This window comes from Streptomyces sp. NPDC055140 (assembly GCF_053607285.1).
The window spans coordinates 634,133-653,979 of record NZ_JBSGTG010000001.1 but is presented as its reverse complement, the minus strand read 5'-3'; the positions used below and the strand labels follow the sequence as shown (position 1 = coordinate 653,979).

The window sequence follows — 19,847 nt, the reverse complement described above, 5'->3', positions numbered from 1 at the left end:
GTCCTTCTTCAGATCCCGGGGCCTGTTCGGCGCAGGACACGGAGGGAGTCCGTGGCCGAGACCTCGGTGAACGCGCCGGATTCCAGGGCCCTGAGGTAGACGCGGTACGGGGCCTGGCCCGTCCACTCGTCGATCTTGACCGGGAACACGTCGTGGATGAGGAGGAGGCCGCCCTCGGCGACGTGCGGGGCCCAGCCCTCGTAGTCGGCGGTGGCGTGCTCGTCGGTGTGGCCGCCGTCGATGAAGACGAGGCCGAGGGGGCCGCCCCAGACGGCGGCGACCTGCGGGGAGCGGCCCACCAGGGCGATGACGTGGTCCTCCAGACCGGCTGCGTGCAGCGTGCGCCGGAACGTGGGGAGGGTGTCCATGCGGCCGACGACCGGGTCGACGGTCTCCGGGTCGTGGTAGTCCCAGCCCGGCTGCTGCTCCTCGCTGCCGCGGTGGTGATCCACGGTGAGCGCGCTCACCCCGGCCTGGCGGGCCGCGTCGGCGAGCAGGATCGTGGAGCGCCCGCAGTACGTGCCGACCTCCAGGAGCGGGAGCCCGAGCGTGGCGGCCTCGGCGGCGGCCGCGTAGAGCGCCAGCCCTTCGCCGAGAGGCATGAACCCCTTGGCGGCCTCGAAGGCGGCGAGGATCTCCGGCTTGGGCGCCGCGCTCATGGGTTCCCCTGTCCTAGGCATGTGTATACGGCCGCCCATGCTGCCGTACGCCCCCGTCGCCGGGTGCGGCGGGGGCGTACGGGGCCGGCGGCGATCGAGGGGATGAGTCCCGGGTCAGCAGCTCTGCCAGAGGCGGGTCATGACGCGGACGCCGAACCGCAGGCCCTCCAGCGGGACGCGCTCGTCGACGCCGTGGAAGAGGCGGCCGTAGTCCAGGTCGTGCGGCAGCTTGAGGCCCTTGAAGCCGAAGCAGCGGATGTCCAGCTTGGTGAAGGCCTTGGCGTCGGTGCCGCCCGGGTTGCAGTACGGGACCGGGTGGCCGTCGGGGTCCTCGGCGCGCACGGCCTCGCACATGGCGTCGACGAGCGGGCCGTCGAAGGTCGTCTCCATGGCGATGTCGTGGTTGACCCACTCGCGCCGCACGGACGGCAGGAGCAACTCGTCGATGGTGTCGACGAGTTCCTGCTCGTGGCCGGGCAGGAAGCGGCCGTCGACGCGGGCGGTGGCCTTACCGGGGATGACGTTCGTCTGGTAGCCGGCGGTGAACATGGTGGGGTTCGCGGAGTTGCGGAGCACCACCTGCATGAAGTCGGCGACCGGGCCCAGCTTGGCGAGTTCGGCGTCGAGGTCGTCGGCCTCGAAGTCGATCTTCACACCCTTGAGTTCGGCGGCCTCGGCCAGCAGCGCCCGTACGGGCTCGATGAGGCGGATCGGGAACGTGTGGCGGCCGATGCGGGTGAGGGACTCGGAGAGGTCGGTGACCGCGTTCTCGTCGTTGGGGGACGAGCCGTGGCCGGCCCGGCCCGTCGCCGTGAGCTCCATCCAGGCCATGCCGCGCTGGGCGTTCTCGATCGGGTAGATGCGCTGTGTGTCGTCGAGCGCGTACGAGAAGCCGCCGCCTTCGCCGATCGCCTCGGTGACGCCCGCGAAGAGCTCCGGGTGGTGCTCGACGAGCCAGTGCGCGCCGAACTTGCCGCCCGCCTCCTCGTCGGCGAGGAACGCGAGGACGATCTCCCGCGAGGGGCGGGTGCCGGTGCGGGCGAAGTGGCGGGCGGTGGCCAGCATCACGGCCACCGTGTCCTTCATGTCGATCGCGCCGCGGCCCCACAGGTAGCCGTCGCGGATCTCGCCGGAGAAGGGGGGCACCTGCCACTCGGCGGCGTCGGCGGGCACGACGTCGAGGTGGCCGTGCACGAGGAGGGCGCCGCGGGTGCTGTCCGCGCCGGGAATACGGGCGATGACGTTCGCCCGGCCCGGCGCGCTCTCGACGAGGGTCGATTCGATGCCGGCCTCGGCGAGGCGGGCCACGACCCAGTCGGCGCAGGCGCGCTCGTCGCTCGTCGGGTTGGACGTGTCGAAGCGGATCAGCTCCGCGCACAGTCCGACGACCTCGGCCTGGGCCTCTTCGGATGCGGGGGTCAGGGCGCTGGGGGTGTTCATGCCGCTCCCACGGGGGTCGCTTCGGGGGCGGCGGGGACGGTGTCCTCGTCGTCCAGGGTGGAGGTGCCGTACGGCCGCACGAGGCCGAGGAGGCCGAGGACGGAGTACAGGACGAAGGCGGTGGCGAGCGAGTTGAGCGCCGGGATGCCGACGGTCACGTACTTGCCGACGCAGAACGCGGCGATCCAGATCACGATCGACAGGGGCACCCAGGTCGGCGACGACGTGGGCAGTGTCCCGGACTCGCGGGTCTCGTCGAGCGGCTTGCGCATGCGCCGTACGACCCAGTACTCGGCCACGATGATGCCGCCGATGGGCGGGATGGCGACGCCGAGCACGGACAGGAACTCGGTGAAGTGGGTCATGATGCCGACGGCCGAGAGCAGGGTGCCCGCGAGGCCGAGCGCGACGGTGACGGCGCCGCGGTGCAGGCGCTTGCCGAAGACGACCTGGAAGAAGTTGACGACGCCGAGCGAGGAGCCGTACAGGTTCCAGTCGTTGATCTTCGCGGTGGACATCAGGACCACGATCACACCGAAGGCGCCCGAGGTGGAGAGCACGATGTGCGACACCTCGCTGGACTTCACCAGGTGGCCGAGCAGCACGCCCGTGAGGCCGACGATGTACTCGGAGAGGATCATCGACGAGGCGCTCTGCAGGAAGACGTGCGAGCCCTTGCGGTTGTAGCGGGTCATCTCGGGGGAGACGATCGCGCCGGTCATGTAGCCGCCCGCGATGGCGGTGGCCGCGACGGCGAGCGGGATCGTCTGCCCCGGCGCCGGCGAGTTGATCAGCTCGCCGATGGAGTGGTCCATCAGGGCGTTCGTGACCGACCAGGCGACGAGGGCGAAGAACAGCGGCGTGACGATCTTCGCGAAGAGCGCCATGTAGCGGAAGCCGAAGATGACCAGGACCGTGATGGCGAGGCCCGCGGCCACGCACCACATCCAGGACGGGCCGCCGACGAGCGCGGACACGCTGTTGCCGAAGATCGTGTTCTGCACGCCGAACCAGCCGACCAGGCTGACGGCGATGACGAAGCTGACCAGCGCGGAGCCGTTGCGGCCGAAGCCGATCCAGCGGGTCAGCATCGGGGTCGCGAGGCCCTCGCGCATGCCGGCCAGGCCGATCGCGAAGATCACCACTTCGAGGATGACCGCGCCGAGCGTGAAGGCGAGGAACGCGTTCCCGAAGGTCATGCCGACGCCGATGGTGGCGCCCAGCGTGAACTGCGAGATGGAGCCCGACTGGGCGAGCCACTGGAGCAGCATCGTCCAGAAGCCCAGGCGCTGGTCGCGCGGGACGCGGGAGAGCGAGTAGTCGTCGCTGCCCAGGTTCTTGCCCGGCTTCTGAGCTGTGGTGGCGGTCATGAGGACTCCCGGGGCTCACGGCTCTCACGGCCGAGCGTCTGAAGGTGGGACAGGGAGCCGTAGCGGCTCACGAGGTTGTCGAACTCCGCCTCGTCGTGGAAGTCGAGTCGACCGCCCCCGTACGCCTTCGCCGTCTCGACGGCGAAGCGTGCGGCACTGGCGATGTCGGTCTCATGGCTCGCGCCGGTCTGGCAGCCGGGGACCGCGGCGGCCGAGGTGACGGCGAGGCCGACGACCGGAGCGGGGGTCGCCGTGGCTGGCTGGAGGATCGAATTGATGTGATGTGCACCGTTACCGTACGGCGTGATGTCCTGCGTGGTCACCGGGTATGTGACCAAGGGCTCACCCGTGACGACCGCGAGCAGCTCGCCGAGCGCCTCGCTGACCCGCAGGACCCACCCCTCCTTGACGGTGGGGGACAGGGCCAGGCCCTTGTGGTTGATGATCCGGTTGCCCTTGGTGGTGTCGATGGAGAGCACGGCCTCCATCTCGCCGGTGACCTCGTGCCGGTTCATCGTGGCGATGTCGACCGGGGAGTCCATGAAGGGGACCGGGTCGTGCGGCGCGGTGGGCGCGTCCGGGCAGATGTGCGTGGCGACGATGACGTCACCCGGCAGCGCGTCGCCCTTGCGGCGCATGTCGAGCAGCTTGGCCGCGGTGGCGAGCGCGGCGGCGGCGCCGTCCGCGTCGGAGACCAGGCCCGTCATCTCGGGCCGGGCGCCGACGCCGCCGAGGCGGCCGACCACGCCGAGCGTGCGGGACGAACCGCCACTCGTACGTCCCGTGCTGCCCGGGATCCTTACCAGCACGAAGTCGGTTGAGCCGCGCTCGCCGGTGACGGTGGTGACCTCGGCGCCGGAGCCCTGCGGGCCCGCGACCGAGTCGAGGTACTCCACGGCGCGTTTGCCGTCGGCGTTCGGGTCGTCGAGGAGTTCGACGATGTCAAGGACGTACTTCAGCATGGGCGGCCTCTCTCGCTCCCGACACTCACTCCAGGTCGGGTGGTGCTGACAGAAGATTCGGGATCGGTTAGCGTTGTCCGCAACTGTTTCCCGTTATCTGCAATTCAGGTCTGAATGGTGAGATGCGATGAGTGAGATCCCGTTGGACCGCAAGACGCCCGCGGGTGCGCTGCAGACCGTCGACCGCGCCCTGCTGGTGCTGCTCGCCTTCGAGCGGACGCGGCCCGACTGGGGCGTGACCGAGGTGGCGGCGGAGTTCGGCTGGGACACCTCGGTCGCCCAGCGGCTGCTCTCGACGCTCGCCGGACGCGGGTTCCTGGTCTCCGACCCGGCCACCCGGCGCTACCGCATCGGGCCCGCCGTGCTCCGGCTCGGCCGGCTCTGGGAGCGCTCGGGCTCGCTCGAACTGCTCGCCGCGCCCGTCCTGGAGGAGCTGGGCCGGGCGACCGGCGACACGGTCCTGTTCTGTCTGCCGGACAGCTTCCACATGCGCTGCGTCGCGGCCGTCGAGGGCGAGTCCGGGCCGCTGCGCTACTACCCGCTGGTCGGCGAGCTGTATCCGGCGCACGCCGGAGCCACGGCCAAGTCGTTCTACGCGTTCCTGCCCGACGAGCAGCGCCACCGGCTCTTCCGCGGCCGGCCCATGGCCCGCTTCACCGACCGCACGGTCACCGACCCGGACGAGCTGGAGCGGGAGCTGGTGCAGGTGCGCGCCCAGGGGTACGCCTGGACGGTCGGCGAGTACGACGCCGGGATCGCGACGGTCGCCGTGCCGGTCTTCCTGGGCCGCGAGCCCTACGGCAGCCTCAGCCTCGGCGGCGCCAAGGAGCTCTTCGCCGACGGGCCCGAGGGCCGGCTCGACGCCCTGCGCAAGGCGGCGGGCCTCCTGGAGAAGCGGCTCACCCATCCCCCGCAGCGCACGCGCAAGCCGCGCGCCCCCCAGTCCTGAAGCACCACAGCCCCGAAGCGCCACAGCCCCGCAGTCCTGAAGTGCTGCACCACCCCTGAGGAGCTACTCCCTTGAACCTGCTGCTGCTCTCCAACTCGACCCAGTACGGCCGCGGTTACCTCGCACACGCCCTGGACACCGTCACCGGCTTCCTGCCCCCGAAGGCCCGTCTCGCGTTCGTGCCGTACGCGCTCGCGGACCACGACACGTACACCGACCGGGTGCGCGGCGCCCTCGAAGGTGCCGGGATCAGCGTGCGCGGCGTCCACGAGGGAGACGACCCGGTGGCCGAACTCGGCGCCGCCGACGCCGTGTTCATCGGAGGAGGCAACTCCTTCCGGCTGCTGAGCGCGCTGTACCGCACGGGCCTGCGCGACGCCCTGATCAAGGCGGTCGGCGGCGGCCTGCCCTACATGGGCGCGAGCGCCGGCACGAACATGGCGGCGCCCAGCCTGCGCACGAGCAACGACATGCCCATCGTGCAGCCTCCGTCGTTCGAGGCGCTCGGCCTCGTCCCCTTCCAGATCAACCCGCACTACCTGGACCCGGACCCGGCCTCCACGCACAAGGGCGAGACCCGCGAGGAGCGCCTCACCGAGTTCCTCGAGGAGAACGACGTGCCGGTGCTCGGCCTGCGTGAGGGGTCCTGGCTGCGGGTGAACGGCGAACGCGCCGCGGTTCGGGGCGAGCGTGCTGCCCGCCTCTTCACCCGCGACGCGTCCCCGAAGGAGCTGCCGGTCGGCTCCGATGTCTCCGAACTGCTCAGCTGCGAGCCGCGGTTCGACTCTCCTGCGCGATGAGCTCCAGGGCCAGGTCGACGTCGACCGGCCGGTCCTCGCCGTGGTGCGTCGCCGCGGAGGCCCGCGGCGCGTGCCCGGCGGCGGTGGCGGCCAGCACGTACGAGCCGCCGGCCGGGACCTCCAGGGCGTAGCGGCCCTCGTGGTCGGTGAGTGCGGCGCCCGCCTGGCGGCCGCGCCGGTCGATCAGCGTGACCTTGGCACGGTGGACCGGCAGACCCGCCGCGTCGAGCACCTGGCCGCGGAATCCCCCAAGCTCTCGGCTTCGCTCGAGCAGGGGGGACCCCCACTCGACCTCCTCGGCGCGCTCCAGTGCCGCGTCCTCCTCGCTGCTGGCGCGCAGCTGCGGCTTGGTCGCCTGGCGCTGCTTCGGCAGGAAGACGGCGAGCAGGACGCCCATGGCGACCGCGGCGGTGGCGATCAGGAACGAGATGCGGAAGCCGTGCATGGTGGGCACGGCCGCGCCGCCGACGTGGTTCGCCGTGTTGGCGAGGACCATGCCGATCACGGCGCTCGACACCGAGGTGCCGATGGACCGCATCAGGGTGTTGAGGCCGTTGGCCGCACCGGTCTCGGACGCGTCGACGGCGCCGATGATCAGGGCGGGCAGCGAGGAGTACGCGAGTCCGATGCCGGCGCCCACGACCACCGAGATGACGATGGTCTGCCAGGCGGCGCTCATCAGGCCGAGGCCGGCGCCGTAGCCGATCGCGATGATCAGCATGCCGAGGATCAGGGTGATCTTCGGGCCGTACTTCGCCGAGAGGCGCGCGTACACGGGGGCCGTGAACATCATCGTGAGGCCGAGCGGCGCCACGCACAGGCCCGCGACGACCATCGACTGGCCGAGGCCGTAGCCGGTCGCCTTCGGCAGCTGGAGGAGCTGCGGCAGGACGAGCGAGATCGCGTAGAACGCGACACCGACCATGATCGAGGCGAGGTTGGTGAGGAGCACCTCGCGCCGGGCCGTGGTGCGCAGGTCCACGAGCGGGGCCTTGAGCTTCAGCTCCATCACGCCCCACAGCACGAGCACGACGAAGGCCGCGCCGAACAGGCCGAGCGTCATCGGGTCGGTCCAGCCCCAGTCACTGCCCTTGGTGATCGGCAGCAGGAAGAGGACGAGTCCGGCGGACAGGCCGAGCGCGCCGAGGACGTCGAAGCTGCCCTCGGCCTTGACGGAGCTCTCCGGGACGAAGGCCAGGGTGAGCAGGATCGCGACGACGCCGAGGCCCGCCGCGCCGAAGAAGAGGGCGTGCCAGTCGGCGTGCTGGGCCACGAGGGCCGCCAGCGGGAGCGCGAGTCCGCCGCCGACGCCGATGGAGGAGCTCATCAGGGCCATCGCGGACCCGAGCTTCTCGCGCGGCAGCTCGTCGCGCATCAGGCCGATGCCGAGGGGGATGGCGCCCATGGCGAAGCCCTGGAGGGCGCGGCCCACGATCATCACGATGAGATCGCTGGTGAAGCCCGCGACGAGCGAGCCGACGACCATGATCGCGAGGCTGGTGAGCAGCATTCGGCGCTTGCCGTAGAGGTCGCCGAGGCGGCCCATGATCGGCGTGGCGACAGCGCCCGCGAGGAGGGTCGAGGTCATGACCCAGGTCGCGTTGGAGGGGGCGGTGCCGAGCAGGACCGGGAGGTCCTTGATGACCGGTACGAGAAGCGTCTGCATCACCGCGACGGTGATGCCGGCGAAGGCGAGTACGGGGACGACTCCGCGTACTCCGCGTTGCGCGGTCGGCCGTTGGGTCGTCTGCGTCATTACGTAGTGCCTCCGGAGGCAGAGAGTTCAGGCGTCGCGCGGGCGGCGGGTTTCGCGCGTCGGGTACGTGCAAGCTGAACCCGTTACCTGGGGCGACTATTCCGACGGGTGTCGTACAAGGGGAAGTCTTGAAGGTCTTTACCTTTTGATTACACGTCTCGCTCGCCATCTGACCTTCCGTCAGATTGGAACGTGTTCTACCGTGCGCCGCATGGGCATCGCGATCACGCAGGAGCAAGAGGAGCTGTCGGACGCCGTGCGCGGCTGGCTCGCACGCGCCGTACCGCCCGAGGAAGTGCGCAAACTGCTCGACGCCCCCGCGGCCCCCGTGGGCCGCCCCGCCCACTGGGACGGACTCGCCGGCCAGGGGCTGCTCGGCCTCCATCTCCCCGAGGAGTACGGCGGCGGAGGCGGCGACCTCGTCGACCTGGCGGTCGTCCTCGAAGAGGCGGGACGGGCCGCGCTGCCCGGCCCCTTCGCTGCCAACGCCGCCGCCTCGCTGGTCCTGCGCCACGCGGAGGCCGCCGGCCTCGCCGCGTCCCTCGCGTCCGGAGACCGCATCGGCGCCGTCGCCCTCGGTACGGGAACACTGACCGCCGTCACCGTGTCCGACGGGCTCGTCCTCGACGGGGCGGCGCCGCCCGTCCTGTCCGGGGGCGACGCCGACCTGCTCCTCCTGGCCGCCGAGTCCGCGACCGGGACCGTGTGGGTCGCCCTCGACACGGGCACCGCCGGGCTCAGTAGCCGCGTCCACGAGAGCGCCGACCCCACACGCCCCACGGCGGAGATCACCGCCCGGGGCGCCCTGGTGCCGGCCGCCCGGATCCTCGCAGTCGACACGGCGACCGTCCGTGACCTGACCTCCGTCGTCCTCGCGGCCGACGCGTGCGGCGTCGCGGCATGGGCGCTGCACACGGCGGCGGAGTACGCGAAGGTCCGCGAACAGTTCGGCCGGCCGATCGGGCAATTCCAGGGCATCAAGCACCTGTGTGCGGACATGCTCGTCCGGGTCGAGCAGGCGCGGGCGCTGGTGTGGGACGCGGCACGGGCGGCGGGGGACGGGTGGGGTGGTGCGCAAGCGCCGGTCGGCGCCGAGGCGCGTGAGCTGGCCGTTGCTCTCGCCGCCGGGGCCGCGCTCGATGCCGCGTACTCCTGCGCCAAGGACTGTGTGCAGGTCCTCGGCGGGATCGGGTTCACCTGGGAGCACGACGCGCATCTGTATCTGCGGCGGGCCGTCGTCGCGCGGCAGCTGCTCGGCGCGGGGGACGCGCACCGGCTGCGGGCGGTGCGGCTCGCGGAGGGCGGGGCGCGGCGCGAGCTGCGCCTGGAGCTGCCGGCGGAGGCGGAGACGTTCCGGGCGCGGACCTGCGAGGCCGTCGAGGGGATACGCGGCCTCGACCCGGGCGCCGCCCGCCGCGCCCTCGCGCCCACCGGCTACGCGGCGCCGCATCTGCCCGAGCCGTACGGCCTCGGCGCGGGCCCCGTCCAGCAGCTCGCCGTACAGCAGGAGCTCGCCGCCGCGGGCGTCCGCGTCAGCGACCTCGGCATCGGGACCTGGGTCGTCCCCTCGCTCCTCGCCTACGGCACCCCACAGCAGCGGGACCGCTACCTCCTGCCCACCCTGCGCGGCGACGTCCTGTGGTGCCAGCTGTTCTCCGAACCCGGCGCCGGCTCCGACCTGGCCTCGCTTCGGACGAAGGCCGAGCGCACCGAGGACGGGCGCTGGCGCGTCAACGGGCAGAAGGTGTGGACGAGCGCCGCCCAGTGGGCCGACCACGGGATCCTGCTCGCCCGCACCGACCCGGACGCCCCCAAGCACAAGGGGCTCACCTACTTCGTCGTCGACATGAAGCGGACCGAGGGCATCGACGTACGGCCCCTGAAGGAGATCACCGGGGACTCGCTCTTCAACGAGGTGTACTTCGACGACGTGCTGCTCCCCGAGGACGCCGTGGTGGGGCAGGTGGACGACGGCTGGCGCGTCGCCCGGAACACGCTCGGCAACGAACGGGTCCACATGGCCGACCAGTTGACCTTCGACACGGGCCTGGAGGCACTGATCGCCCGCGCCGGAACACTCGACGGCGCGTACCGGGCGCGGATCGGCGCGCTCGCCACGGAGGCGCACGCCCTGGCCTGCATCGGGCTGCGCACGACGATGCGACAGGTGGCCGGCGCGGAGCCCGGCCCGGGGGCGTCGGTACGGAAACTGGTGCAGACGCCGCACCAGCAGAAGGTCGCCGAGCTGGCGCTCGAGCTTCTTGGGCCCTCCGGGGCCCTGAGGGAAGGCGTGGGGGAGCGGGCGCTGCACGGATTCTTGATGTCGCGGTGCCTCACCATCGCTGGTGGGACCACGCAGGTGCAGCTGAACGTGGTCGCCGAGCGGATTCTGGGATTGCCGAGAGACTAGGCGGGGGCGCCCCGTCAGGGGCGCGGGGCTGTGACACTTTGCGGCTCCGCCGCGTGGGTGCGACCAGCCCTCACTCACCCGCTGGACGACAACGGCGCCACCGTATCGTCACCTGCGTGGAGCTACGTCACCTCTCAGGATTCGTCGCCGTCGCCGAGGAGCTGCACTTCGGCCGCGCAGCGGAACGGCTGCACATCGCGCAGTCGCCGCTCAGCCAGCAGATCAAGCTGCTCGAGCGGGATCTGGGCGTCAAGCTGTTCGACCGGACCACCCGGACCGTGCGGCTCACCGCCGCCGGGCACGCGCTGCTCGGGCCCGCCCGGCATCTGCTCGCCGAGGCCTCGGCGGTGCGCAGGACCGTGCAGGCCGCGCACCTCGGGGAGGTGGGGCGGGTCACCGTCGGGTTCGCCGGGGCCAGCAGCTACTCCGCGCTGCCGCTGCTCACCCGCGCCGTCAACTCCGAACTTCCCGGTATCGAGCTGGTGTTGGAGGGTCAGACCTATACCGGCGAGGCGCTCGGGAGGATCGCGGACGGGTCCCTCGACGTGGGGTTCGTGGCGCTCCCGGTGCGGCGCGGGATCACCGCGCGCGTCGTGCGGATGGAGCGCCTCGTCCTCGCGCTGCCCGACAGCCATCCGCTCGCCCGGCAGGACGAGGTCCACTTCGCCGAGCTGGCGCACGAGCCGTTCGTGACGTTCCCCGTCGCCCGTGGCTCGGCCGTGCGCGAGGCCATGGTGCAGGCCTGCCACGACGCCGGGTTCGCGCCGCGGATCGCGCAGGAGGCGCCGGACTCGTACAACATGCTCGCGCTCGTCGGGGCGGGCGTCGGGCTCGCGGTCGTCGTGGCGTCCGCGCGCGCCATCCATCTGGAACACGTCGTGTTCCGTCCGCTGGTCGGGGACGACGTGCCGGTGCTCCCCATCGCCCTCGGCTGGCGCACCGGAAACCGCTCGGCACCGCTCCAGGCGGTCCTGCGCGTGGCGGAGGAAGTCCTGCCGACGCCCCCGGACGCACCCGACGCCGGCGCGTGACGCCCCCTATCTTGACGGATGACGTCTGACTGGAGCCCGGTATTGGTCTTGGACACATCCTAATGAGCGGGTGCAGAGTGATCCACGTCTCGCGACGGAGCGATGAGCGCCGGGCGTGGAGCGTGGACGGGCCCTGGCCGCTCGGTGGCCCCGCCCCCTCCGGCCCGTCCCCTCCTCGGCGGGATGCCGCTACGAGAGGACGCTCGTCATGCAGCACGACGCCCCAGTCCCCGGGGTCAGCGCAACCCAGGCCCGTGACGCCCGCCGCGCCGGTGTCACCGCCTTCGTCGGGACCACCATCGAGTGGTTCGACTTCTACATCTACGGCTCCGCATCCGCTCTGGTCCTCGGCAAGATCTTCTTCGCCGAGGCCTCGCCGGCCGTAGGCACCCTCGCCGCCTTCGCCACCTTCTGGGTCGGCTTCCTGGCCCGCCCCCTCGGCGGCCTGATCTTCGGCCACTTCGGCGACCGCTACGGCCGCAAGAAGGCCCTCGTCACCACGCTCACCATGATGGGCGCCGCCACCTTCTGCGTCGGGCTGCTCCCGGGCTACGCCCAGATCGGCGTCGCCGCGCCCGTCCTCCTCGTGCTGCTGCGCATGATCCAGGGTGTCGCGATGGGCGGCGAGTGGGGCGGCGCCGTCCTCATCGCCACCGAGTACGCCCCGCCCAAGCGCAAGTTCCTGTACGGGGCGTTCGCCCAGCAGGGCTCGCCGGTCGGCAACCTCCTCGCCACGCTCGCCTTCCTCGGCATCGCCCAGCTCCCGGACGCCGCCTTCGAGTCCTGGGGCTGGCGCGTCCCGTTCCTCTTCTCCGCCGTATTGGTCGCCGTCGGCCTGTTCATCCGCCTGCGGCTCGCCGAGACCCCCGAGATGGCCGCGGCCCTGGAGCGCAAGCAGACGTCCAAGCTGCCGATCAAGGACGTTCTGACCCACTCGCCGATGCTGGTCCTGCTCGGTGTGCTCGCCGGTACGGCCGGTGTCGCGATCACCTACGTCAAGACGACGTTCGCCCTGTCCTGGGCCACCTCCGACCTCGGCTTCGACCGCACGTCGTTCCTGACCGTCATCTCGCTCGCGCTGGTCGTGCAGGTCGTCGTGCAGCCCTTCGGCGCCGTCCTCGCGAGCAAGTGGCCGGTACGCAAAGCCGTGTTGTGGATGCTGCTGCCCGAATTCGTCGTGCTGCCGCTGATGTTCGTCCTCGTCGGGACCGGGAACTTCTGGCTGGCCGTCCTCGGCATGGGCCTCGCCACCTTCCCGCACGCCATGTACTACGCGGCGCTCGCCGGCATCCTCGCGCGGGTCTTCCCCGTCGAGGTCCGCTACACGGGCATGTCCCTCTCGTACCAGCTCTGCACGACGCTGTTCGCCGGGACCGCGCCGATCGTCTCCCAGTACCTGCTCGACGCCACCGGCTCGATCTGGCCCGTCGTCGCGCTCGGCCTCGGCTACACCCTCGTGACCCTCGTCGGTGTCCTGCCGCTGCTCGCCCGTACCGCCGCCGCGCCGGAGCCGGCCGCCGTCACCACCCGCACCGCCTCCCACGCCTGACCCGGAGTGATCCCCGAATGAACTACGCCGACCGCGACCCCGCGCTGCGCCCCTTCCTCGACCGTGTCCTGTCCGCCGACGACCGGGCCCGCGTCGAGCCGCTCCTGACCGAACTCGGCGCGCTCGCGGCCGGCGACCTCGACCGGCAGGCCGCACTCGCCGACGCCAACCCGCCACGCCTCGTCCAGTACGCCCCCGGCGGCGACCGCGTCGACGAGATCGAGTACCACCCGGCCCACGACCGCGCCGCCGCCATCGCCTACGAGGAGTTCGGGCTCGCCGCGATGTCGCACCGTCCCGGTGTCCACGGCTGGCCGTCCAAGGTGCCGCACACCGTCAAGTACGCCCTGTCCTACCTTTATGTGCAGTCCGAGTTCGGCATGGCCTGCCCCCTGTCGATGACGGACTCGGCCGCCCGCATCCTGCGCCTGTTCGACCCCGAGCGGTACGCGGCCGAGATCGCCGCGCTCTCCTCCACCGACCCCGGACTGCGGGCCACCGGCGCGATGTTCATGACGGAGAAGCAGGGCGGCACAGACGTCGGCCTGACGGAGACCGTCGCCGCCGACCAGGGCACGTACTGGACGCTGACCGGCAAGAAGTGGTTCGCGTCCAACCCGGGCGCCGACGTGATCCTCACCCTCGCCCGTGTCCCCGGCCAGGGCGAGGGCACCCGCGGCCTCGGCATGTTCCTCGTCCCGCGCCTGCGCCCCGACGGCACCCGTAACGCGATCCGTATCGACCGCCTCAAGGACAAGCTCGGCTCGAAGTCCATCGCGAGCGGCGAGGTCACCCTCGAAGAGGCGTACGCGACCCCGGTCGGCCAACTCACCAACGGATTCCGGCAGATGGCCGAGATGCTCAACGTCTCCCGCCTGTCCAACGCCATGCGCGCCACGGCCCTGATGCGCCGCGCCGTCCGCGAGTCCGTCGACCACACCCGCGTACGCCACGTCTTCGGCAGGCCGCTCTTCGAGCAGCCCCTGATGCGGGCCACGCTCCTGCCGATGATCATCGACACGGAGGGGGCGCTCGCGCTCGTCCTGGAGGCGGCCGCCCGCCTGACGGCCGCAGACGAAGGAGCCGCCGACGGTGAAGGAGGGGCGGCCCGCGAGCTCGTCCGCGTTCTCACCCCGCTCGCCAAGCACACCCTGTGCAAGCGCGCCCGCTCCGTCACCGGCGAGGCCATGGAGATCCGCGGCGGCAACGGCTACATCGAGGACTGGGTCAACCCCCGGCTCGTGCGCGACGCGCACCTCGGCTCCATCTGGGAGGGCTCCTCGAACGTCATCGCGCTCGACGTGCTGCGCTGCATGCGCCGCCAGGGGGCCCACCGCACCCTCGCCGACACGTACGGAGACCGCGCCGAGACGCGGGGCCGCTGGGAGCTGCTGCGCAAGAAGGGCGACGCCCTCCTCGAATTCCCCGCCGACGAGCAGGAGATGAGGATCGGCCGGTACGCCGACGAGCTCACCCGCGCCGTCATGGAGACCCTCCTGTACGACCAGGCCGCGCACGAGACGGAGACCAACGGCAACGGCCGCGCCCTCCTCGTCGCCCGCACCTGCACCGCGCTCCTCGACGACCCGGACACCCCGCCCCGCGCCGCACTGGACCACCTGGCCGAACTGGCCGAGGGTGGACGGGTCGCGCCCACCCCGGCGCAGGAGACCCCGGCGAAGGAGAACACTGTGAAGGAGCCCGCCGCACATGCCTGAGCAGCCCCGCCCCGCCGCACCGCTGGCCGGCATGAAGGTCGTGGACCTTTCCAAGATCCTCGCCGGGCCCTACGTCACCATGTCGCTCGCCGACCTCGGCGCCGACGTCATCAAGGTCGAGCACCCCGACGGCGGCGACCCGACGCGCGCGTGGGGCCCGCCCTTCAAGGGCCCCGACGCGACCTACTACCTGGCCGCCAACCGCAACAAGCGCTCCGTCACCCTCGACCTCAAGTCCCCCGGGGGGCAGGAGGCCGTCCACCGCATGCTCGCCGACGCGGACGTGATGGTGGAGAACTTCCGCCCCGGCAGCTCGCTCGCCCGCGTCTTCGACTACCGCGAACTCAGCGAGCGTTACCCGCGGTTGGTCATCCTGCACATCTCCGCGTTCGGTGACACGGGCCCCCTGCGCGACGAGCCCGGCTACGACATGGTGGCCCAGGCGTCGGCCGGCCTGATGTCCCTGACCGGCGAACCCGACGGACCGCCCGTGAAGGCCGGTTACGCGATGGGCGACCTGGGCGCCGCCCTCTTCGGTCTCATCGGCGTCAACGCGGCACTCGTCGAACGCGAGCGCACGGGCCACGGCCAGTACGTCACCACCTCCCTGTACGAGTCCCAGCTCGCCCTGCACATCAACTGGGCGACCGGCTACTTCGCCACCGGGGAACGCCCCACCCGCCTCGGCTCCGGCCATCCGAGCCTCGTCCCGTACCAGGCCTACCCGGCGTCCGACGGGCACTTCGTGATCGCCGTCGGCAGCGACGGCCTCTTCCGCAAGCTGAGCGAGGCGCTCGGCCACCCGGAGTGGGCCGACGACCCGCGCTTCGCCACCAACCGCGCCCGCGTCACGCACCGCACGGCCCTCAACGCCAAGCTGGAGTCCGTCCTCGTCGACGACACCGTGGCCAACTGGTGCGCCCTGCTGAAGCCGCGCGGCGTCCCCGTCGCGCCGATCCGCACCCTCGACGAGGTCTACGACTGCCCGCAGACCGAGGCGCTCGGCATGGTGCAGAAGGTCGACCATCCCGAGGTGGGCCCGCTCCAGCAGGTCGCGTTCCCCGTCACCTTCCGCGGCGAGCGCCCCGCGGTGCGCACCGCCCCGCCCACTCTCGGCCTGCACAGCCGGGACATACTCACCGAACTCGGCTACGACGAGTCCGCCATCGACCGCCTGCTCGACCACCCTCAAGGAGCCTGATCATGCCGTTCGCCGCCCTCGACCCCGTCGATCCGCTGAACCTCGAAGCGCTCTTCACCGACGAGGAGCGGGCCGTGCGCGACACGGTCCGCCAGTACCTCGACGACAAGGTCGAGCCGCACATCGCCGAGTGGTTCGAGAGCGGGGAGCTGCCCGCCCTGCCCGAACTCGCCCGCGAATTCGGCAAGATGGGCCTGCTCGGCATGCACCTGGAGGGCTACGGGTGTGCCGGCATGTCGGCCCGCGCGTACGGCATCGCGTGCCGTGAGCTGGAGGCGACGGATTCCGGTCTGCGCTCCTTCGTGTCCGTGCAGGGTTCGCTGGCCATGTTCGCGATCCACCGCTTCGGCTCCGAGGAGCAGAAGCAGGAGTGGCTGCCGCGCATGGCGGCGGGCGAGGCCATCGGCTGCTTCGGCCTGACCGAGCCCGACCACGGCTCCGACCCGGCGTCCATGACGACGCGCGCCCGGCGTGACGGCGGCGACTGGATCCTCGACGGCCGCAAGATGTGGATCACGAACGGCTCGGTCGCGGCCGTCGCCGTCGTGTGGGCGCAGACCGAGGACGGTGTGCGCGGCTTCGTCGTACCCACCGGCACCCCCGGCTTCTCGGCGCCGCTGATCAAGCACAAGATGTCGCTGCGGGCGAGTGTGACCAGCGAGCTGGTCCTCGACGGCGTGCGCCTGCCCGCGTCTGCCCTGCTGCCCGAGGCGCGGGGCGTGGGCGCGCCGCTGACGTGCCTGAACGAGGCGCGCTACGGCATCGTGTGGGGCGTCACCGGCGCCGCGCGTTCGGCCTGGCAGGCGGCCGCCGACTACGCGGGCCAGCGCGAGCAGTTCGGCAAGCCGATCGCCGCGTTCCAGCTCACGCAGCAGAAGCTGGTCGACATGGCGCTCGAACTGCACAAGGCGACGCTGACGGCGCTGCGCCTGGCCGACCTGAAGGACTCGCCCGCCGGTGTCCACCCGGCGCAGATCAGCTTCGGCAAGCTGAACAACGTCCGTGAGGCCATTCAGATCTGCCGTACCGCCCGCACGATCCTCGGCGCCAACGGCATCTCGCTGGAGTACCCGGTGATCCGGCACGCCAACAACCTGGAGTCCGTGCTCACGTACGAGGGCACGACCGAGATGCACACGCTCGCACTCGGTCAGGCGCTCACGGGTCACGCCGCCTTCCGCTAGGCCCTGTCGTAGAAGCGCGGGGGAGCTCTTCCCTCGGCGGCCCGCTCCTGCCAGTATCTGACGACTCGTCAGATATTGGCAGGAGGCCGTTTCCATGGGCAAGGCGTACATAGTCGGCGTCGGGATGACCAGGTTCGAGAAGCCCGAGAGCCGCGACTGGCAGTACTGGGACATGGTGAAAGAGGCCGGGACCAAGGCCCTCGACGACGCCGGAATCTCTTATGAGGACGTGGAGCAGGTCCCCGTCGGCTACTGCTTCCAGGCCTCGACCGCCGGGCAGCGCGCGGTCTACGAACTCGGCCTGACCGGCGTCCCCGTCTACAACGTCAACAACAACTGCGCCACGGGATCGAGCGCGCTGATGCTCGCCCGGCAGTTCGTCGAGGGCGGCATCAACGACTGCGTGCTGGCGCTCGGTTTCGAGAAGATGCAGCGCGGCGCGCTCGGCGGGGGAGCCGACGGGGGAGACTTCAAGACGTCACCCGTCGCCCGGCACTACGGAATCATGGCCGCGAAGCACGGCTTCGAGATGTCCCCGCCCACCGCCCAGATCTTCGGCGACGCGGCCCGCGAGCACATGGAGAAGTACGGCACGACCGAGGCCCAGCTCGCCGCCGTGGGGGCCAAGAACCACCGGCACTCCGTGAACAACCCGTACGCCCAGTTCCAGGCCCCGTACACCGTCGACGAGATCCTCGCCGCGAAGACCATCCACGCGCCGCTCACCAAGCTCCAGTGCTCACCCACCTCGGACGGCGCGGCGGCGGCCGTCGTCGTGTCGGAGCGGTTCGTCGAACTCCACGACCTCGGCGACAAGGCCGTCGAGATCACCGCTCAGGCCATGACGACCGACACGGGGGAGTCCTTCGCCTCCGGATCCTGCATCGACGTCGTCGGACAGCCCATGTCACGCGCCGCCGCCACCAGCGTCTACGAGGCGTCCGGGCTCGGCATCGAGGACGTCGACGTGATCGAGCTGCACGACTGCTTCTCCGTCAACGAACTCCTCACCTACGAAGCGCTCGGCATGTGCGCGCCGGGAGCCTCCGGCAAGCTCGTCGAGGAGGGCGCGACGACGTACGGCGGACGCTGGGTCGTGAACCCGTCGGGTGGTCTCATCTCCAAGGGCCACCCGCTCGGCGCCACCGGCATCGCCCAAGCGGCGGAACTCACCTGGCAGTTGAGGGGTGAGGCCGGTGCGCGACAGGTCCCGGGCGCCCGCGTCGGACTCGCCCACAACATCGGACTCGGGGGCGCCGCCGTCGTGACGATGCTGCGCAGGTCCTAGGCCATGGGGATGGGGTCCTAGTCCCCGCGGACCAGCGCCGGGTGCGCCGAAATCCTGATGTACGGACCGACGGCGGCCTGAGACCATGACACTCATGCTTGAAGCCCCTGCCGACACCGCGATAGCCCGCAAGGCCGCGCCGCCCACCTGGCTGGTCGTGGCCGCCGCCTGCGCCGGACAGTTCCTCGTCGTCCTCGACGTCTCCGTCGTCAACGTCGCCCTGCCGTCCATGCGAGCGGACCTGGGGCTCAGCGCCACCGGGCTGCAATGGGTGGTCAACGCCTACTCGATCGCGTTCGCCGGGTTCATGCTGCTCGGCGGCCGGGCCGGCGACCTGTTCGGGCGCAAGCGGATGTTCCTCGTGGGACTCGGGCTCTTCACGCTCGCCTCCCTCGCGGGCGGCCTCGCGCAGGAGGGCTGGCAGCTCCTCGCCGCCCGCGCCGTCCAGGGGCTCGGCGCCGCGGTCCTCGCGCCGTCGACGCTCACCATCCTGACGTCCGCCGTCCCCGAGGGCGCCGCCCGCGCCCGGGCCATCGCGACCTGGACCGCCGTCGGGGCGGGCGGCGGCGCGGCCGGCGGCCTCGTCGGCGGCGTGCTCACCGAGGGCCTCGACTGGCGCTGGGTGCTGCTGATCAACGTCCCCCTGGGCGCCCTGGTGTTCACGGCCGCCGCCCGCTGGATCCAGGAGTCGAAGGCGGGCGGCGAGCGGCGCCTCGACCTGCCGGGCGCCGTCCTCGTCACGGCGGGCACCGCGACCCTCGCCTACGGCGTCGTGCAGACCGAGGCCGAGGGCTGGGGCGCCGCCGCGACCCTGGTGCCGCTCGGCGTCGCCCTGGCGCTGATCGTGACGTTCCTCGCCGTCGAGGCGCGCACGCGGCTGCCGCTGATGCCGCTCGGCCTGTTCCGGGTCCGCGCGGTCGCGGCGGCCAACGCGGCGATGTTCGTGTGCGGCATGGGCAGCTTCGCGATGTGGTTCTTCATGACCCTGTACGCGCAGAACGTCCTCGGCTACACCCCGATCGAGGCCGGCCTCGCCCTCGTGCCCAGCTCGCTCGCCGTCGTCGCCGGATCCAAGATCGCCCCGCGCCTGATGCGCCGCGCGGGCGCACGGGCCGTCGCCGTGTCCGGCGTCCTCATCACGGCCGCCGGGTTCACCTGGCAGTCGACGATGGGCCCGCACGGCAGTTACGTCACCGCGATCATGCTGCCGGGCATGGTGATGATGGCGGGCGCCGGACTCGCGATGACGCCCCTGGCCTCGCTCGCCACGTCCGGGGCTGCGCCGGGGGACGCCGGTCTGGTGTCCGGACTCGTCAACACCTCGCGGACACTGGGCGGTTCGCTGGGCCTCGCGATCCTGTCGACCGTGGCGGCCGACCGCTCCGGCGGGGGAACCGGGGCCGAGGACCTCACCGACGGGTACGCGGCAGCGTTCCGGTGGGGTGCGGGAATCCTGCTGGTGGCGGTGGTCCTGCTGGTGACGTGGATGCCGCGCGCGAAGGAAGCCCGGCAGACGGCGAGTTGAGGGAT

General features: G+C 71.6%; 15 protein-coding genes. 10 read left to right on the top strand and 5 right to left on the bottom strand.

Annotation, left to right across the window (positions count from 1 at the left end):
* Window positions 1–8: 8 nt before the first annotated feature.
* From ACWFR4_RS03020 to ACWFR4_RS03005, 4 genes are all read right to left on the bottom strand, one after another.
* The gene (locus ACWFR4_RS03020) at window positions 9–659 is read right to left on the bottom strand and encodes a class I SAM-dependent methyltransferase (protein ID WP_116502337.1); all 651 of its coding nucleotides are present in this window, start codon (window positions 657–659) and stop codon (window positions 9–11) included.
* Between the two features lie 114 nt (window positions 660–773).
* Window positions 774–2,099, bottom strand: coding sequence for a M20/M25/M40 family metallo-hydrolase (locus tag ACWFR4_RS03015; RefSeq protein WP_453650453.1), 1,326 nt, complete (start codon window positions 2,097–2,099; stop codon window positions 774–776).
* Window positions 2,096–3,469: a cytosine permease gene (locus ACWFR4_RS03010; protein ID WP_453650451.1), complete on the bottom strand. Its 1,374-nt coding sequence runs from the start codon at window positions 3,467–3,469 to the stop codon at window positions 2,096–2,098. The genes ACWFR4_RS03015 and ACWFR4_RS03010 overlap by 4 nt, the downstream gene beginning before the upstream one ends.
* Window positions 3,466–4,431, bottom strand: coding sequence for a DUF1177 domain-containing protein (locus ACWFR4_RS03005; RefSeq protein WP_453650449.1), 966 nt, complete (start codon window positions 4,429–4,431; stop codon window positions 3,466–3,468). The genes ACWFR4_RS03010 and ACWFR4_RS03005 overlap by 4 nt, the downstream gene beginning before the upstream one ends.
* A 127-nt stretch (window positions 4,432–4,558) precedes the next feature.
* On the opposite strand from ACWFR4_RS03005, the gene ACWFR4_RS03000 reads away from it, so the two are divergent.
* On the top strand, window positions 4,559–5,380 hold the full coding sequence (locus tag ACWFR4_RS03000; RefSeq protein WP_453650447.1) for an IclR family transcriptional regulator: 822 nt from the start codon (window positions 4,559–4,561) through the stop codon (window positions 5,378–5,380).
* A gap of 71 nt (window positions 5,381–5,451) precedes the next feature.
* Entirely contained in the window at window positions 5,452–6,180 is a 729-nt protein-coding gene (gene pepE, locus ACWFR4_RS02995) for a dipeptidase PepE (RefSeq protein ID WP_453650445.1), read from the top strand.
* Here pepE and ACWFR4_RS02990 read toward each other — a convergent pair.
* Window positions 6,143–7,936, bottom strand: a complete 1,794-nt coding sequence (locus ACWFR4_RS02990; RefSeq protein WP_453650443.1) for an MFS transporter — start codon at window positions 7,934–7,936, stop codon at window positions 6,143–6,145. The genes pepE and ACWFR4_RS02990 overlap by 38 nt on opposite strands.
* 211 nt (window positions 7,937–8,147) lie before the next feature.
* Here ACWFR4_RS02990 and ACWFR4_RS02985 point away from each other — a divergent pair, with 211 nt between their 5' ends.
* From ACWFR4_RS02985 to ACWFR4_RS02950, 8 genes are all read left to right on the top strand, one after another.
* Window positions 8,148–10,346, top strand: coding sequence for an acyl-CoA dehydrogenase (locus tag ACWFR4_RS02985; protein WP_453650442.1), 2,199 nt, complete (start codon window positions 8,148–8,150; stop codon window positions 10,344–10,346).
* 116 nt (window positions 10,347–10,462) lie between these two features.
* The gene (locus ACWFR4_RS02980; protein WP_383530023.1) at window positions 10,463–11,377 is read left to right on the top strand and encodes a LysR family transcriptional regulator; all 915 of its coding nucleotides are present in this window, start codon (window positions 10,463–10,465) and stop codon (window positions 11,375–11,377) included.
* 208 nt (window positions 11,378–11,585) lie between these two features.
* The gene (locus tag ACWFR4_RS02975; RefSeq protein WP_453650440.1) at window positions 11,586–12,926 is read left to right on the top strand and encodes an MFS transporter; all 1,341 of its coding nucleotides are present in this window, start codon (window positions 11,586–11,588) and stop codon (window positions 12,924–12,926) included.
* 17 nt (window positions 12,927–12,943) lie between these two features.
* Window positions 12,944–14,644 (top strand): acyl-CoA dehydrogenase family protein, encoded by a 1,701-nt coding sequence (locus ACWFR4_RS02970; RefSeq protein ID WP_453650438.1) that lies wholly within the window; start codon window positions 12,944–12,946, stop codon window positions 14,642–14,644.
* Window positions 14,637–15,845, top strand: a complete 1,209-nt coding sequence (locus tag ACWFR4_RS02965) for a CaiB/BaiF CoA transferase family protein (protein WP_453650436.1) — start codon at window positions 14,637–14,639, stop codon at window positions 15,843–15,845. The genes ACWFR4_RS02970 and ACWFR4_RS02965 overlap by 8 nt, the downstream gene beginning before the upstream one ends.
* A 2-nt stretch (window positions 15,846–15,847) precedes the next feature.
* The gene (locus ACWFR4_RS02960) at window positions 15,848–17,029 is read left to right on the top strand and encodes an acyl-CoA dehydrogenase family protein (protein WP_453650434.1); all 1,182 of its coding nucleotides are present in this window, start codon (window positions 15,848–15,850) and stop codon (window positions 17,027–17,029) included.
* 94 nt (window positions 17,030–17,123) lie between these two features.
* Window positions 17,124–18,317 carry a lipid-transfer protein gene (locus tag ACWFR4_RS02955; RefSeq protein WP_453650432.1) on the top strand — a complete coding sequence of 398 codons (1,194 nt, stop codon included), beginning with the start codon at window positions 17,124–17,126 and terminating at the stop codon, window positions 18,315–18,317.
* An 85-nt stretch (window positions 18,318–18,402) separates the two neighbouring features.
* Window positions 18,403–19,842, top strand: a complete 1,440-nt coding sequence (locus tag ACWFR4_RS02950) for a DHA2 family efflux MFS transporter permease subunit (protein WP_453650430.1) — start codon at window positions 18,403–18,405, stop codon at window positions 19,840–19,842.
* Window positions 19,843–19,847: the final 5 nt, after the last annotated feature.